Source organism: Xanthomonas sp. F14, from assembly GCF_014199865.1.
The window spans coordinates 399,264-415,025 of sequence record NZ_JACHOM010000002.1 but is presented as its reverse complement, the minus strand read 5'-3'; the positions used below and the strand labels follow the sequence as shown (position 1 = coordinate 415,025).

The following is a 15,762-nucleotide window of genomic DNA, read 5'->3' as shown; positions in this document are numbered from 1 at the left end:
CGGGCTAGCGTCTACACTAGCCGCCTCTTCTGATCGGATGGCATCCATGTCGCTCGCGCGCCGCATTCCCTTGCTGGTCTGCCTGACCCTCGCCCTGAACGCCGCTCCGGCCCTCGCGCAGCGCGCGGTGCAGGGCGACCTGCAGTCGCAGATGAGCGCCGAACAGTTCAAGGCCGCCGGCCTGGACAAGCTCGATGCCGGCGAACTGGCCGCGCTCAACGACTGGCTGCAGGGCAAGGTCGCCAAGGAAGCTGCGGTCGTGGTCGAACAAGCCAAGGAAGCCGGCCGCCAGGAAGTGATCGTCAAGAACCGCGGCTTCTTCGATTTCGGCAGCAACGAGCCGATCGAGAGCAACATCGTCGGCGAGTTCAAAGGCTTTTCGAAGGGGCGCGTGTACACCCTGGCCAATGGCCAGGACTGGGAGCAGACCGACGCTGCGACGTTGTCGGGCGTGCGCAAGGCGTCACCCAAGGTCAAGATCAAGCCGGGTCTGGTCGGCGTGTGGTATCTGCAGATCGAGGGCTACAACACGCAGGCCAAGGTGCGCCGGGTCAAGTAAGCGCGTCCAGGCATTGCCGGCCCGCCACCGCAGCCTGAGCAGGCCACCCGGAGAACACGCATGCGTTGGATGCCATGTTGCAGCCTGGCATTGCTGGCGTCGCTGGCCTGGTTCGCAGGCGTTGCGCCTGCCGATGCGGCCACTGCGCCCACCCTGTCAGCGCAGCAGTGCGCCGATGCGCCCGAGGTCGGCATCGACCAGGCGCTGGTGTGCTATCACGATGCCATCGAGCGCCAGCCGCTGGTCTACCGCCGCGTGGCCACCCGCACGGTGGACGGTGTCGATAGGCGCGATTACCTGCTGACCTCGCAGCAGTGGTCGCCGGAGGACCTGGTGCAGCCGGCCAGCTGGCAGCACGATGTGGCGATCTACGTCCCGGCAGATGCGTTGCCGACGCGTGCGCTGCTGATCTCCACCAATGGCACCCGCCAACCGGCCGATGGCGGCGCGCCACAACCGCCCAGCGAATTGCCACCCGAGGCCCTGGCCGCATTGGCGCGGCGCAGCCGCACCGTGGTGATCGCGCTCGGCGATCTGCCCAGCCAGGCACTGACCTACCGCAACGATGGCACGCCGCGCCGCGAGGACGACAGCGTCGCCTACAGCTGGTCGCTGTTCCTGGCGTCGCCGCAACGACGCAAGACCATGCCGCTGCACGTACCAATGGCTGCGGCGATCGCGCGCACCATGAGCCTGGCCAAACGCGAATTGGCGCCGTTGCAGATTCGTCGCTTCATTCTCGCCGGTGCCTCCAAGCGTGGTTGGGCCAGCTGGCACGCCACCATCGCCGATGCGCGCGTGGAGGCCGTGGTGCCGTTCGTGATCGACATCCTCAATATGCCGGCCGTGCTCGATCACATGTCCCGGGCCTATGGCGGCAACTGGCCGATCGCATTCGGCGCCTACGCCAGGCAGGGAATCACCGCGCAGCTGCACACGCCGGCATTTGCGCAATTGGTGCAACTGCAGGACCCGCTGAGTTATCTGCACACGCCGCAGCGCAAACGCCTGGCCGTGCCCAAGTACATCGTCAATGCCAGCGGCGACGATTTCTTCCTGCCGGACAACACGCAGTTCTTCTACGACGCGCTGCCCGGCAGCAAGGCGCTGCGCATGGTGCCCAACAGCGCGCATAACGGCATCCGCGCTTCCATCGTCGACAGCCTGGTGCCCTTCGTGACCCGGCTGCAGCAGCAGCGTGCATTGCCAAAGGTGCGCGATTCCCTGCACACAGGCGAACACCCGCAGATCCGCTTCCAGTCGTCCGAGCGCCCTGCGCAGTTGCGTCTGTGGCAGGCGCGCAATCCGGCGGCGCGCGATTTCCGCTATGCCTGCGGCATTCGTTACAGCGCCACGCCGATCACACCTGTACGCGGCAACACGGTGTCGGTACCGGTGCAGATTCCCGACGCTGGCTGGAGCGCGTACTTCGTCGAGGCCACCTACGCGGACGGCTTCGTCGCCACCAGCCAGACCTACGTGCTCGGCAAGCAGCGCTACCCGACGCAGGCGCCACCCAGCGACGGCGCGGCCTGCAGCACCTTGCCGGGCGCTGCCTCTGCGGCGGCTGCGCGCTGAGCTGGCGACTGCGCGAGCGCTGACGCGATCAGGCTGGCGGTAGCCACCGTCGAAGCAGTGTCGATGTCACGGAGCGATGCCAGCGCCGCTCAGCGTCCAGATGGCGACAACAGACGCGACCGTTGCGACGGCGCAATGCGGCGTGCGCGCTCTCCCGCACTGCGCAATCACGCCCATGCACACAGCCCTGAAACGGGCGATTCTGCACTTGAGTCCGCCAGCAAGATCGATCCAACCCGACTGAACCATTGACATCGTTGTCACCAACTTCTACACAGGCCGCTACTCGCCGATCGCATTGGCCGCTCGGACGACTCCAAAGGACTGCACGTGGCTGCGACTTCGCGTTCTGCTCTCGCTTCTGGCTTGCCCACCGCACCGGTGGCCACCGGCTTTATCGCAGCCGACGTGGGTGGCACGCATGTGCGGGTCGGCCACATCGCGCGGGCGGGTACTGCTGCGACCGAGCTGTCGCATTACCGCACCTACCGCTGCGCCGAACACGCCAGTCTGGACGCCATTCTTGCCGACTTCCTGCAGCCACGGCGCGACGTCGAGGCGGTGGTGATCGCCAGTGCCGGGGTCGCGCTGGACGATGGCAGCTTCATCAGCAACAACCTGCCGTGGACGATTTCGCCTGGCCGCATTCGCGCCGCGCTCGCCGTGCCCAGCGTGCACCTGGTCAACGATTTCGAAGCGGTGGCCTACGCCGCACCGCTGATGGAACAACGCGCCGCGCTGCAACTGAGCGGGCCGACGCCGCGGCATGCGCGCGCCAGCGGCCCGATCCTGGTGGTCGGCCCCGGCACCGGGCTGGGTGCGGCGGTCTGGATCGATGCCAGGCCGCGGGCGATCGTGCTCGCCACCGAGGCCGGCCAGGTCGCCCTGGCCAGCAACGACGAGATGGAACTGCAGGTGCTGCGGATCCTGCTGCGTGGCGAGCGCTATCTGCCGCTCGAACATGTGCTGTCCGGGCCCGGCCTGCTGCATCTGTACAACGCCCTGTGCGAACTGCAGGGCGCCACGCCCCGCCATCGGCTGCCGGCCGCAATCACGCATGCCGCGCTGCACGAAGACGATGCATTGGCACGCGATTGCCTGCAGGTCTTTTGCGCCATCTTGGGCAGCGCGGTCGGCGACATGGCGCTGGCCTACGGCGCCGCCGGCGGCATCTATCTGGCCGGCGGCTTTTTGCCGACGATCGGGCCGTTCCTGCAGAACAGCCGTTTTCGTGAGCGTTTTCTGGCCAAGGGACGCATGCGCGCGGTACTCGAACGCATTCCGGTCAAGCTGGTCGAGCACGGGCAACTGGGCGTGCTCGGCGCGGCCAACTGGTATCTGCAACACCACGCTGACCTGACGTAAGCGATCCACCACGCGCTCGGCCCCGGGCGCGCGTCTGCAAGACCCCGCATCCGGCGAGCAGCAGCCCGCCGTCCATCCCTGTGCGTGATGAGGAGAGACATCATGAAATACAGCACCACCCTGCTGTCCAGCGCGATCGCGTTGTCGCTGGCATTCGCTGCGCAAGCCCAGGACACGGTCGACCAGGCCACCGATCTGGATGCCGTGCAGGTCGTCGGCATCCGTGCCAGCCTGGAAAAATCGCTCGACACCAAACGCAACAACGCCGGCATTTCCGAAGCGATCACCGCCGAAGACATCGGCAAGTTTCCAAGCACCAACGTGGCCGAGGCGCTGTCGCAGATTCCCGGCGTCACCCTGGACCGGCGCTTTGGCCAGGGCGAGCGCGTCAGCATCGACGGCACCGACCCCAGCCTCAATCTGTCCTTCCTGGACGGCCACCCGGTGGCGCAGGCGATCTGGCTCTACGGCGAGCAACCCAGCCGCGGATTCGACTACACCTTGCTGGCGCCGCAGATCCTGGGCCGCGCGGAAATCCTTAAATCCTCCGAAGCGCGCCTGACCGAAGGCAGCCTGGGTGGCACCGTGTTGATGCACACCCGGCAACCGCTGGACCTGGACGTCAACGAGGTGGCCGCCTCCATCGGCTACAGCTACAGCGCGCAGGCCAGCGAGGGCAAGCCGAACGCGGCACTGCTGTATAGCTGGAAGAACGCGGCCGACACCTTCGGCATCGCGGTGTCGGCGCAGCATTACGAAGAACGCGTCGATCGTCGCGGTATGGAAGTGTTCGGCTATGCGCCAGCCAGTACCTTCGCCAATGCCGCAGGCGGCGTGCCCGCCGATGCGGACGTGCCCAACTCCATCAACGCGGCCTGGTTCCAGCAGGATCGCGAGCGCGACAGCGCCGTGGTCAACCTGCAGCTCAAGCCCAGCCAGGCCCTGGAATTCAACCTCAGCGGCCTGTACATCAACGAGAACTTCGACAACTACAACCAGTCGATGTACAGCTTTTTGACCTGGAATGCCGGCACGGTGGCGGCAGTGGACCAACTCGGCGGCCTGCGCAATGGCGTGGTGACCAGCGGGCATTCCGGCGCCAATGCCGACCCGCTCGGCGGCACCGTGATCTACGACAACAACGTGCGCGAATCGGAAGTCACCACCAAGGGCCTGGACCTGCGCGGCGCATTCCGCGGCGATGGCTGGGGATTGAATGGGCAGGTGGGCCAAAGCAGATCCGAGAACAAGGACCTGTCGCAGTATTTCATCGAGCCGTTCTACAACGGCGGCTTCAGCTGGGACACGCGGCGCGGCATCCGTTTCGACGATCCGGCGCGTGCGCGCGATCCGGCCAACTGGGGCTCGGCCGGCGGCTGGTTCGGCAATAACGGCATCTTTTCCACCGAAAGCAAGGACACCTACGGCCAACTCGATCTGAATCTGCAGTTCGACAGCGTGTTCAACCAACTGCTGCTGGGTGTGCGCCATGGCAAGCATGAGGAGCGCTTTGAGCTCAACGTCTATGGCGGCGTAACGCCGGGCACGCTGGTCGACGTGGGCACGATCGGGCTGACCGATCTGCAGGAGTTCTATCCGGACCACGGCCGGCATGTGCAGGCAGGCCGCAACAACGTGCTGAACTGGATCCGCAACAGCCCGGTCGACTACGGCGCGCCGGATCCGGCCAGCTACCTCAACAACACCTGGGCGCTGCAGCAAACCAATAACGCCGCCTATGCCCAGTTGAACTTCTCCGGCGGCGGCCTGCGCGGCAATCTCGGGCTGCGTTATGTCGATTCGAAAACCGAGGGCAGCGGCTTCGTCTACAGCGGCACGCCCACACTGCAGAACGCCGACAGCCTGTGGCAGACACGTACGCGCAAGGAGGATTTCCTGCTGCCCTCGCTCACGCTCTCCTACGAGGCCGCCGACGATTGGGTGTTCCGCTTTGCCGCGGCCAAGGTGATCGCCTGGGCACCTTACAACCAGATGGTCAACAACACCTTCCTCAACGACACCACACTGACCGGCAGTGGTGGCAATGCCGAGCTGTCGCCGTACGAATCCTGGAACTTCAACCTGTCGGCCGAGTATTACTTCGCGCAGCAGTCGGTGGTGGCGTGGTCGCTGTTCTACAAGAAGATCGACAACTACATCGACACCAGCGCCAGCGTGGAGCGCCAGTACAACGCGCTGCGCGATACCGCACCGCAGAGCTGGGCGCAGTTGCTCGGCAGCAACGGCTGCAGCGCCGATGGTTATTGCGATTACAGCATCCAGCGGCCACGCAATGCCGGCGATGGCAAGGTCAAGGGCTTCAACATCGCGTTCCAGCAGCCGTTCGGCGACAGCGGCTTTGGTTTGACCGCCAACTACACCTACGCCAATGGCGAAAACAACACCGGCGATGCCCTGCCCTACCAGTCGCGCAACAGCGTGGCAGTCAGCCCGTACTACGAAAAAGGCCCGCTCAACGCACGGCTGACCTACAACTGGCGCGACAGCTATCTGGCCGGCGGTTACGTGGCCGGCGCCGCGCCGGCAAGCGTGGATGACTACGCCGAACTCGGCGCGAGCATCGGCTATGCGTTCAGCCCGAACTGGTCGCTGCAGGTCGACGCGCAGAACCTGCTGGACGAGCAATACCTGCAGTATCTCGGCGACACCGACCATCTGGCCGGCCGCTACAGGAGCGGGCGCCGCTACATGGCGAGCCTGCACATGAAGTTCTGACAGCGGCTGGCAACCGGACGGCGCGCACCGCCAGGCGGTGCGGCCGATATCCGGAACCGGCATGTACCGGGTGTACACGCCGGTTCCGCGCATCGTCCACGCCCAGCTGACCACTGCGCGCTGGGTCGCGTTCACCGCTCAAGGCGCAGTGCTTGGCCTGAGTGACCAGTCGGTGGCAGGAGCAGCGCCAACACAACGCAATGGCGATGGCGATGGCGGCAAGCCGTCGTCACCAGCGCCTCCGGCTCCAGTCAGTTGCGCAACGCGGCCACCCGCTGTGACAGCTTCTTCGCCGACACGCCCGATTTGGCACCCAGCTCCTGCGCGAATACCGATACGCGCAACTCCTCCAGGTCCCAGCGCAGCGACTGCCATTCATCACGTTGCTGCAGACCGCGCGCAGCCGCCTGGTCCAATGCATCCACGAACGGCTTGAGTTCGAGCATGCGCGCCTGGTCGCGGGCCGGGTCGCGTTTGGCGCGCTCGGTCCGCAGGATCATCGCCTTGAGATAGCGCGGGTAATTGGCCAGCGCCTCGGCCGGTGTTTCGCGCAGGAAGCCGGCGTGCACCAGCGCACGCAGCTGCTGCTCCATATCGTCCAGGTTGCCACGCGCCCAGCCCATCAACGGCGCTTCCAGCAGGGGCTTGAGCTCGGCCACCGCAGCGAGAATGCTTTCGGCCAGCTTCAGCCGTTCCATCGCCTCGCCGAACAGGCGCTTGATCGCCTCGTCGCGGCGCTGCGCAAAGGCACCGGGGTCGCGGATCGCGCCCAGACCATCGGCCAGCACCGCGTTGAGCGCGGCATCGACCAGATCGCCGCGCAGGCGCTCCTGCGACTCGATCGCCGCGTACAGCAGGCCGGTCTTGGGCGACACCGGCAACTGCTTGCGCGCCTGCTTGATCTTGTCGGCCAGCGCGATTTCCAGCAGCCGGCGCACGCCGCGCGGATGCGCCTGCGCCGCCTCGTTGCGGTCGGCAAAGATGCGCAACGCCGCGTCGTCGCCCTGATCCACCAGCGCCGGATAAGCCGGCACGCCGGCTTCGCCGGCAACCTGTTCGGGAATCGGCGTGGACGGAAAATCGCGCAAGCCCTCGGCAGCCAGCGCGCGCCCTGCACGCGCGGCGAAGGCCTGGCCGGCACGCTCGCCAAAGCGGGCGCGCAATCCGTCCAGATCGCGCGACTCGGCCAGCACCTTGCCGTCGTCATCGCGCAGCCGCAGGTTCATCAGCAGATGCGTGTCCAGCGACTCTTCGTCGAAATCCAGCGCCGCCACCTGCGTACCGGTGGTCTTGGTCAGAAAGCGCGCCAGCTCGCCGCGGATGTCGTCGGCCGAGGCGATGCTGTAGGCCTCGTAGAACGCGCGCCCGAAATCCGGGGCCGGCACATAGTTGCGCCGCTGCGCCTTGGGCAGGCTGCGAATCAAGGCCGATGCCTTGTCGGCAACGAAGCCCGGCGCCAGCCACGACAGCCGCGCCGGATCCAGCGCGTTGAGCAGGTGCAGCGGCACGTCCAGCGTCACGCCGTCATCGATGGCGCCCGGCTCGAAGCGGTAATGCAGCGGCAACCGCGCATCGCCCAGCGGGAAATACTTCGGGAAACGATCGGCCTCGCTGCCTTCGCCCGGCAACAGGTCGTTCAATGTCCAGTGCAGGCTGCGGCGCTTGTCCGGCGGCAGGGTTTTCCACCACGCATCCAGCCCGCTGGCCGAATGCAGTTCGGCCGGGATGCGGTCCAGATACCAGCGCGCCTGCCAGTCCTCGTCGGCCACGATGCCGGCCCGGCGCAGCTTGGCTTCTTCTTCGCGCGCCTGCTCCAGCACCTTGAGGTTGTCGGCGATGAACGCCGCACGCGTATTGATCTCGCCCGTGACCAGTCCCTGGCGTACGAACAGGTCATGCGCGCCGGCCGGATCGATCTTGCCGAAATGGACCGGCTTCTTCGGTGCCAGCACCAGGCCGAACAGGCTGATCTGTTCGGACGCCACCACCTGCCCCTGCGCACGCGACCAATGCGGGTCGAAGTGCTTGCGTGCCAGCAGATGTCCCAGCTCAGCGATCGCCCAGTCCGGCTCGATCGCGGCATTGGTCATGCCCCAGACTTTTTGCGTATCCAGCAGCGTGGCCGCCAGAATCCACGGCGGCGGCTTGCGTGCCAGTGCCGAGCCGGGGAACGGCACGAACCGGCGTTGCCGCGCGGCGAGAAAGTCGCCTTTTTCGGTGCGATGGCCGATCTGCGTGGGCAGGCCGGCCAGCAGCGCGCGATGCAGGGCCTGATACGCCGCTGCACGCTCGCGCTCGCTGGTGCGTGCCGCCGCTTCGGCCGCTTCGGCCTGCCTGGCGGCAGCAGCAGAAGCGTGTTGTGCAGGTGGCGCGTTCGGATCCGGCTTGCCTTCGCGCGCCAGCCGCGCAGCGCGATGCAGCTGCCCGCGCGTGGGCCGGTTGGCGTTGTGCCCATCCTCGCGCGCAGGCGCGCTGGCACCGGCCAGCAATGGTGCCAGCATCGCGGTGGCCGGCTCTTCGCTCCAACCCAGCTCTTCGCACAACAGGCGCAGCTGACGATGCAGCTCGCGCCATTCGCGCATGCGCAGGAAGCCGAGAAAATGCCGGTTGCACCAGTCGCGCAGCTTGGACTGGGTGAGATCTTCGTGCACCTGTCGGTAGGCCTCCCACAAGCGCAGGATGCCGACGAATTCCGAGCGTGCATCGGCAAACAACGCATGCGCGTTGTCGGCCGCTTCGCGTGCCTCGGGCGGACGCTCGCGCGGATCCTGGATGCCCAGGAAGGCGGCGATGATGATCATCTCGCGCAGGCAGCCGTGCTGTTGCGCAGCCACCAGCATGCGCGCCAGCTTGACGTCCACCGGCAGGCGCGCCATCTGGCGGCCGGTCGCGGTCAGGCGGCGGTTGCCGTCGATCGCGCCCAGCTCCAGCAGCTGCTGCCAGCCATCGGCGACCGCGCGCTCGTCCGGCGCTTCCAGGAACGGGAAATCCTCGATCCGCCCCAGCCCCAGTTGCAGCATGCGCAGGATCACGCCCGACAGCGACGATCGACGGATTTCCGGATCGGTGAATGCCGGCCGCGCGGCAAAGTCCGCTTCGGCATACAGGCGGTAACAGATGCCCTCGGCAATGCGCCCGCAGCGGCCCATGCGCTGGTTGGCGCTGGCCTGCGAGATCGGCTCGATATGCAGGCGGTCCAGCTTCTGGCGCGGGCTATAGCGCTTGATCCGCGCAAAACCCGGGTCCACCACGTAACGGATGCGCGGCACCGTCAGCGAGGTTTCGGCCACATTGGTGGCCAGCACCAGGCGCCGACGCGGCCCCGGGTTGAACACGCGGTCCTGGTCGGCCGCCGACAGCCGCGCGTACAGCGGCACCACTTCGGTTTCGCGGTACTTGCGCCGTTCCAGCGACTGGTGCGCGTCGCGGATCTCGCGCTCGCCGGGAAGGAACATCAGCACATCGCCACGCGGATCGATGCGGGTGATCTCGTCGATCGCCGCCACGATCGCATCGGTGACGGTGCGTTCGCCATCGCGGCCATTGCCACGCTCGCCGTCGCCAGTGTCGTCGGCCCCGCCAGCCTCGCCTTCGAGTGGCCGGTAACGCACTTCGACCGGGAAGGTGCGGCCTTCCACATTGATCACCGGCGCATTGTCGAAATGCTGGGCGAAGCGCTCGGTATCGATGGTGGCCGAGGTGACGATCAACTTGAGATCGGAGCGTTTTTGCAGCAACTGCTTGAGATAGCCGAGCAAAAAATCGATGTTGAGGCTGCGTTCGTGCGCTTCGTCCACGATGATGGTGTCGTAGGCCGACAACCAGCGGTCGCTGGCGATCTCGGCCAGCAGAATGCCGTCGGTCATGAACTTGATCCGCGACTGCTCGCCGACCCGGTCGGTGAAGCGCACCTGGAAGCCCACCGTGGTGCCCAACGGCGTCTTCAGCTCCTCGGCCACCCGCGCCGCCACCGCGCGCGCGGCGATCCGGCGTGGCTGGGTGCAGCCGATCATGCCGGCCGCACCGCGCCCGGCCGCCAGACACAGCTTGGGCAGCTGGGTGGTCTTGCCCGAGCCGGTTTCGCCGGCGATGACAACCACTTGATGGTCACGGATCAGCGCGATGATGCGCTCGGCCTCGCGCGCGATCGGCAGTTGCTGATCCAGCGTGATGGCCGGCTGCTGCTCGGCGCGCGCCTGGCGTTGCGCCTGCGACGCCGCCAGCGCCTGCTCGAACGCCGCGCGCACCTGCGGGTTGCCGGGCTTGCCTTGCCAGCGCGACCATAGACCGAGCAGCCGGCCCCGGTCGCGGCTCATCGCGCCATCGACGGCGCGGCGGCGCTCACGCAAGGTGTTGGCAAGGTCGGTGTCGATAGCGCTCATTGATGGAAAAATGTGAAAGATTGAATGACAACAGATCCTTTAGCCTGTCTATTGTGACCCGATATCAGGTTCCTCAGGAGGACCATTCCCATGTCCAAGAAAAAGAACGCCAACAAGCCCGTCGTCATCAATGAAGCAGCGGGTGCACTGCCGGTCGCCGCAGCATCGGCGCCACACATCGATATCGGGATCAAGGACGGCGATCGCAAGCAGATCTCCGACGGTCTGGCCCGCTACATGGCTGACGCCTTCACCTTGTATCTGAAGACCCACAACTTCCACTGGAATGTCACCGGGTCGATGTTCAACTCGCTGCACACCATGTTCGAGACCCAGTACACCGAGCAGTGGGCCGCGCTGGACGAAGTGGCCGAGCGCATCCGCGCGCTGGGCTACAACGCACCGGGCTCCTACAGCGAGTTCGTCGCCCTGACCTCGATCCCGGAAGAACAGGGGCTGAGCGACAGCGCCGACTGGCGTGAAATGGTGCGCCAGCTGGTCAGCGGCAACGAGGCGGTCTGCCGCACCGCACGCAAGGTGCTGGGTACCGCCGACGACGCCGGCGACGATCCGACCGTGGACCTGCTGACCCAGCGCCTGCAGACCCACGAGAAGTACGCCTGGATGCTGCGTTCGCTGCTGCAGTAATCCCCTGGGCTTCACCCCTGCGGGTTTACCCAAGGTTTCGCTGCGCCGAAACCTTGGGCTCCTGCTCCATAAGCTAGACACAGAGCCCCTCTCCCCTCGGGACGAGGAGGCACTGCTGGAGCGCCATGGGCGCGCGTGCCTTGGAGCGCCCGCGCCGCAAGCGCGGGCCGGGGCGCGGAGAGGGGCTTGGGGTGAGGGTACGGAGCGAAGCTCCAGTCGCCTCAGGCAACGCTCGGCCACCGGCCATTTTCCACGCCGCACGCCCCCTACCAAGCAACGTCCGCATCAGCACTCGTGGGCGCACCCGCCACATCGCGGCAATCCCCGACGCACCATTGCGCAACACCGCCAGCCTGACACCGACCAGGGCTTGACCCGCGCGGTATCCTAAGCGGATGTCTTCCCCCGCCCACGAACTGCTCAGCCGCGTCTTCGGTTACGACGACTTCCGCGGCCCACAGCAAGCCATTGTCGAACACGTCGCTGCGGGTAACGATGCCCTGGTGCTGATGCCCACCGGTGGTGGCAAGTCGCTGTGCTATCAAGTGCCGGCGCTGTTGCGCGACGGCATCGGCATTGTGGTCTCGCCGCTGATCGCGCTGATGCAGGACCAGGTCGAGGCCTTGCGCCAGCTCGGCGTGCGCGCCGAATTCCTCAACTCCACGCTGGACGCGGAGAACGCCCAGCGGGTCGAACGTGCCCTGCTGTCGGGCGACCTGGACCTGCTCTACGTCGCCCCGGAGCGCCTGCTGAACCCGCGCTTCCTGTCTTTGCTGGAACGCAGCCGCATCGCGCTGTTCGCCATCGACGAGGCGCATTGCGTCTCGCAATGGGGTCACGATTTCCGCCCCGAATACCGCCAGCTCACGGTGCTGCACGAACGCTGGCCGCATATCCCGCGCATGGCGCTGACCGCCACCGCCGATCCGCCGACCCAGCGCGAGATCGCCGAACGCCTGGACCTGGTCGACGCGCGTCACTTCGTCAGCTCCTTCGACCGCCCCAACATCCGTTACACCGTGGTGCAGAAGGACAACGCGCGCAAGCAGCTGCAGGAGTTCCTGGGCCGCCACCGCGGCTCTGCCGGCATCGTCTATGCGATGTCGCGGCGCAAGGTCGAGGAGACCGCGCAGTATCTGTGCTCGCAGGGATTCAATGCCCTGCCCTACCACGCCGGCCTGCCCGCCGAGGTGCGCGCGGAAAACCAGCGCCGCTTCCTGCGCGAGGACGGCATCATCATGGCCGCCACGATCGCCTTCGGCATGGGTATCGACAAGCCGGACGTGCGCTTCGTGGCGCATGTGGACCTGCCCAAATCGCTGGAAGGCTACTACCAGGAAACCGGCCGCGCCGGCCGCGATGGAGACCCCGCCGAGGCCTGGCTCTGCTATGGCCTGGGCGATGTGGTGCTGCTCAAGCAGATGATCGAACAGGGCGAAGCGGCCGAGGAGCGCAAGCGGCTGGAGCGCGCCAAGCTTGATCACCTGCTCGGCTACTGCGAATCGATGCAATGCCGCCGCCAGGTGCTGCTGGCCGGCTTCGGCGAGACCTATCCCAAGCCCTGCGGCAACTGCGACAACTGCCTGACGCCTGCTGCCGCCTGGGACGCCACGGTAGCCTCGCAGAAGGCGCTCAGTTGCGTGTACCGCAGCGGGCAGCGCTTCGGTGTGGGCCACCTGATCGACATCCTGCGCGGCAGCGAGAACGAGCGCATCAAGCAGCTCGGCCACGACCAGCTGAGTACCTACGGCATCGGCCGCGACCTGGACGAGCGCACCTGGCGCGGAGTGTTCCGCCAGCTGGTGGCGGCCAGCCTGCTGGAGGTCGACAGCGAGGGCCACGGCGGGCTGCGCCTGACCGATGCCAGCCGCCAGGTGCTCAAGGGCGAGCGCCAGGTGATGATGCGGCGCGAGAACCCGGCTGCCGGGCGCGAGCGCAGCGCGCAGCGGACCGGCCTGCCGGTGCAGCCGCAGGATCTGGTGCTGTTCAATGCCTTGCGCGGCCTGCGCGCGGAGCTGGCCAAGGAGCAGAACGTGCCGGCCTTCGTGATTTTCCACGACAGCACGCTGCGCAATATCGCCGAACAGCGGCCGACCAGCATCGATGCACTGTCGCGCGTCGGTGGTATCGGTGGCGGCAAACTGGCCCGCTATGGCGCGCAACTGATCGAGATCGTGCGCGAGCAGGGCTGATGCAACGGCATGTGTCATCGCGGTGGCGGCGCTGGCACAAAAATCCGCAGAATCGACAGCGCGCATTCAATCAGCCATTGCTAGTTTCACAAGGCGATCTGGCACGCGCTGTCAGTCCCTCTTGAGTAGAGTCCACCCATGAAACGCAGCCTGCTTGTCCTGGCCACTCTGTTTGCCGCCGGCAGCGCGCTTGCCCAGGCCGGCGAGAGCAGTGCCGAGCCGGGGTCGGCGCGGTCGCTGGACCTGAGCGTTCCGCAAGCCCCGGTGCAGTACCGCTCCGACCCGGAATACAGCACCGACCCGCCGGGCACCTTCTACGGCGACAAGAGCGGCCCCAAGCCTGCGCTGAGCCGCCCCAGCGCGGCCTCGCTTGCCGCCGAACGCGCCGAGCAGTGCCAGGGCAAGCTACATGGCGCGGTCGAAACCGGCATGGGCTATTCCAACCGCGGCGGCAACAGCAACTGGCAGGCCGTCAACCTGAATTCCTGCAAGACCTATTACGACGACGACGGCAAGGCGCACCAGATCGGCGTCAGCATCAGCGTCGGACGCGGCGAAGGCGCACTGTTCGGGCCGCGCTACGGCCCCGGCGGCTATGGCCCCGGCCCGTTTGGCTGGTAACCGTACGGCTCCGTCTGCGTTGACAGAGGGTTCACTGCCGCATCGCTGAGAATGTGGCCTGCCTTACGAGACGTGCTCATGTCACAGAACAAGGAACGGCCAGTTGTATTTGTCGTCGAAGATGGCGATGGCACCCGACAACTCAGCTGCCTTGTGCTGGAAAGCTATGGTTTTACCTGCCGTAGCGCAGGCTCGGTCGAAGAAGCGCTGGCCCTGATCGAAAGCGACCCACGCGTGGATGTGCTGTTTTCCGACATCCATTTCCCAGGCGGCCTGACCGGCGTGGACCTGGCCCTCAAGACGGCGCACGCGCCCTACAACCTGCCCGTGCTGCTGACCTCCGGCCTGGCGGTCGAATATGTGGAAGAGATCCTGCCGGACGGCGTGGCCTTCCTCGAGAAACCCTATACCCCTGAGCAGTTGTTGAGCGCGATCCGCAGCGTGATGGCCAAGCACCGGGTGCTCTCCACCCCGGTTGCATGACGCAGACGGTCGCGACTGGACGGCGACCCATAATCCCGGTATGAAGTGGCGGCCGGCGCGATGCGTCGGCAACGGGGATTGATCACGACACGGTTGTGCCAGGGACGCGGCGCCATGCCCACCTGGCCCGACCATGTCTTACGCCAGGGGACAACATGAAACACCTAGTGACCGCAGCCATTGCCATGGCTGCGTTGAGCGGTTGCGCGACGGTCATGAACGACGCGACCCAGCCCATCCGTGTGGATACCAAGACCGCCGACGGGCACGTCATCGCTGGCGCCGACTGCGCGCTCAGCAACGACAAGGGCCGGTTCACCCTGAAGTCTGGGCAGACCGTGCAGGTACATCGGTCCTCGCGCGATCTGGAGGTCAGCTGCGTGCTGCCCGGTCAGCGCGATGCCGCCGGCCGCTCCATCTCGCGCGCCAACATCGGGATCTGGGGCAACATCCTGATCGGCGGCGCGATCGGCGCCATCGTCGACCACAGCAAAGGTACCGGCTACACCTACCCGAGCTGGATCCAGCTGGTATTCGGACAGACGCTGAGCTTCGACCGCCACCGCGAGGACCGCGGCCAACCGTTGCAGGGCGACAAGGCACAAGGGCGCGCTGTCGCAGCAATCGATTCCAGCCGCGGCAATTCGCCCGGCGGAGCGGTCACGCTGCCGCTGGCAGGCGATGTCGCCCCGCCTGCACCGGCCAGCGCAGCAGCACCAGCCGGCAACGCCGCAGCCACCGTTGCACCTGCAGGCCCGGCGATGTCCACCGAATCGGCCATGACGCGCGCGCAGGGCATCAGCACTGGCCTGAGTTGCGGCGCGGTGCAGGCGCGCAGCGCCACGCGCTTCACCGCCAGTTGCACTGGCGGCAGTACGGTGCAGATCGATTGCGCCGGCTTCCGCTGCAGCGCGAGCTTCCCGTGACCTGACAAGGCTGCGCCCGGGTGCGGGTGCAGCCGGACGGCACGACACTTGTCGGGGATGACCCGACAAGCTGTCGGCGCGGCCCCGATTTACGTGATGTACACCTCATTTAGACTGCAGCCACCGGACGCGAGGCCTGTTGGGCCGCTCAACTCGCGGGGCGCTGAGCACGCCCCTGCCGGGACATTACCGGCACCGGGCAAGCGGCTCCCACATCGTGGTGAGTTGTTCGTCCATCAGCCTGGCTGCGCGCGCTTTACTCGGACAAAGAG

Annotated in this window: 10 protein-coding genes and 1 other RNA gene; 10 read left to right on the top strand and 1 reads right to left on the bottom strand. The window is 66.5% G+C overall.

Features of this window, described 5'->3' with window-relative positions; all coding sequences use genetic code 11:
* Nucleotides 1–46: 46 nt before the first annotated feature.
* The 5 genes from GGR73_RS10245 (at nucleotide 47) to GGR73_RS10225 (ending at nucleotide 6,374) form a co-directional block, all read left to right on the top strand.
* Entirely contained in the window at nucleotides 47–559 is a 513-nt protein-coding gene (locus tag GGR73_RS10245; protein WP_054591015.1) for a hypothetical protein, read from the top strand.
* 60 nt (nucleotides 560–619) lie between these two features.
* Nucleotides 620–2,137, top strand: a complete 1,518-nt coding sequence (locus GGR73_RS10240; RefSeq protein WP_184456773.1) for a PhoPQ-activated protein PqaA family protein — start codon at nucleotides 620–622, stop codon at nucleotides 2,135–2,137.
* A 330-nt stretch (nucleotides 2,138–2,467) separates the two neighbouring features.
* Nucleotides 2,468–3,502, top strand: a complete 1,035-nt coding sequence (locus tag GGR73_RS10235; protein ID WP_184456772.1) for a glucokinase family protein — start codon at nucleotides 2,468–2,470, stop codon at nucleotides 3,500–3,502.
* A gap of 102 nt (nucleotides 3,503–3,604) precedes the next feature.
* Nucleotides 3,605–6,238 (top strand): TonB-dependent receptor, encoded by a 2,634-nt coding sequence (locus tag GGR73_RS10230; RefSeq protein WP_184456771.1) that lies wholly within the window; start codon nucleotides 3,605–3,607, stop codon nucleotides 6,236–6,238.
* Nucleotides 6,239–6,299: 61 nt separating this feature from the next.
* Nucleotides 6,300–6,374: non-coding RNA, sX9 sRNA (locus tag GGR73_RS10225), on the top strand.
* 115 nt (nucleotides 6,375–6,489) lie between these two features.
* On the opposite strand, the gene hrpA is transcribed toward GGR73_RS10225, so the two are convergent.
* A complete protein-coding gene (gene hrpA / locus GGR73_RS10220) occupies nucleotides 6,490–10,620 on the bottom strand; it encodes an ATP-dependent RNA helicase HrpA (RefSeq protein WP_184456770.1) in 4,131 nt (1,376 codons plus the stop codon).
* 90 nt (nucleotides 10,621–10,710) lie between these two features.
* Between hrpA and GGR73_RS10215 the strand changes: the two genes are divergently transcribed.
* The 5 genes from GGR73_RS10215 to GGR73_RS10195 all read left to right on the top strand — a co-directional run bounded on the left by GGR73_RS10215 (nucleotide 10,711) and on the right by GGR73_RS10195 (nucleotide 15,490).
* On the top strand, nucleotides 10,711–11,268 hold the full coding sequence (locus GGR73_RS10215) for a Dps family protein (RefSeq protein ID WP_024939933.1): 558 nt from the start codon (nucleotides 10,711–10,713) through the stop codon (nucleotides 11,266–11,268).
* A 395-nt stretch (nucleotides 11,269–11,663) separates the two neighbouring features.
* A complete protein-coding gene (gene recQ / locus GGR73_RS10210) occupies nucleotides 11,664–13,460 on the top strand; it encodes a DNA helicase RecQ (RefSeq protein WP_039519542.1) in 1,797 nt (598 codons plus the stop codon).
* A 138-nt stretch (nucleotides 13,461–13,598) separates the two neighbouring features.
* Nucleotides 13,599–14,081, top strand: a complete 483-nt coding sequence (locus tag GGR73_RS10205; protein ID WP_046343838.1) for a hypothetical protein — start codon at nucleotides 13,599–13,601, stop codon at nucleotides 14,079–14,081.
* Nucleotides 14,082–14,159: 78 nt separating this feature from the next.
* Nucleotides 14,160–14,564 carry a response regulator gene (locus GGR73_RS10200; protein WP_024939936.1) on the top strand — a complete coding sequence of 135 codons (405 nt, stop codon included), beginning with the start codon at nucleotides 14,160–14,162 and terminating at the stop codon, nucleotides 14,562–14,564.
* Nucleotides 14,565–14,719: 155 nt separating this feature from the next.
* Nucleotides 14,720–15,490 (top strand): hypothetical protein, encoded by a 771-nt coding sequence (locus GGR73_RS10195; protein ID WP_456362947.1) that lies wholly within the window; start codon nucleotides 14,720–14,722, stop codon nucleotides 15,488–15,490.
* Nucleotides 15,491–15,762 lie beyond the last annotated feature (272 nt).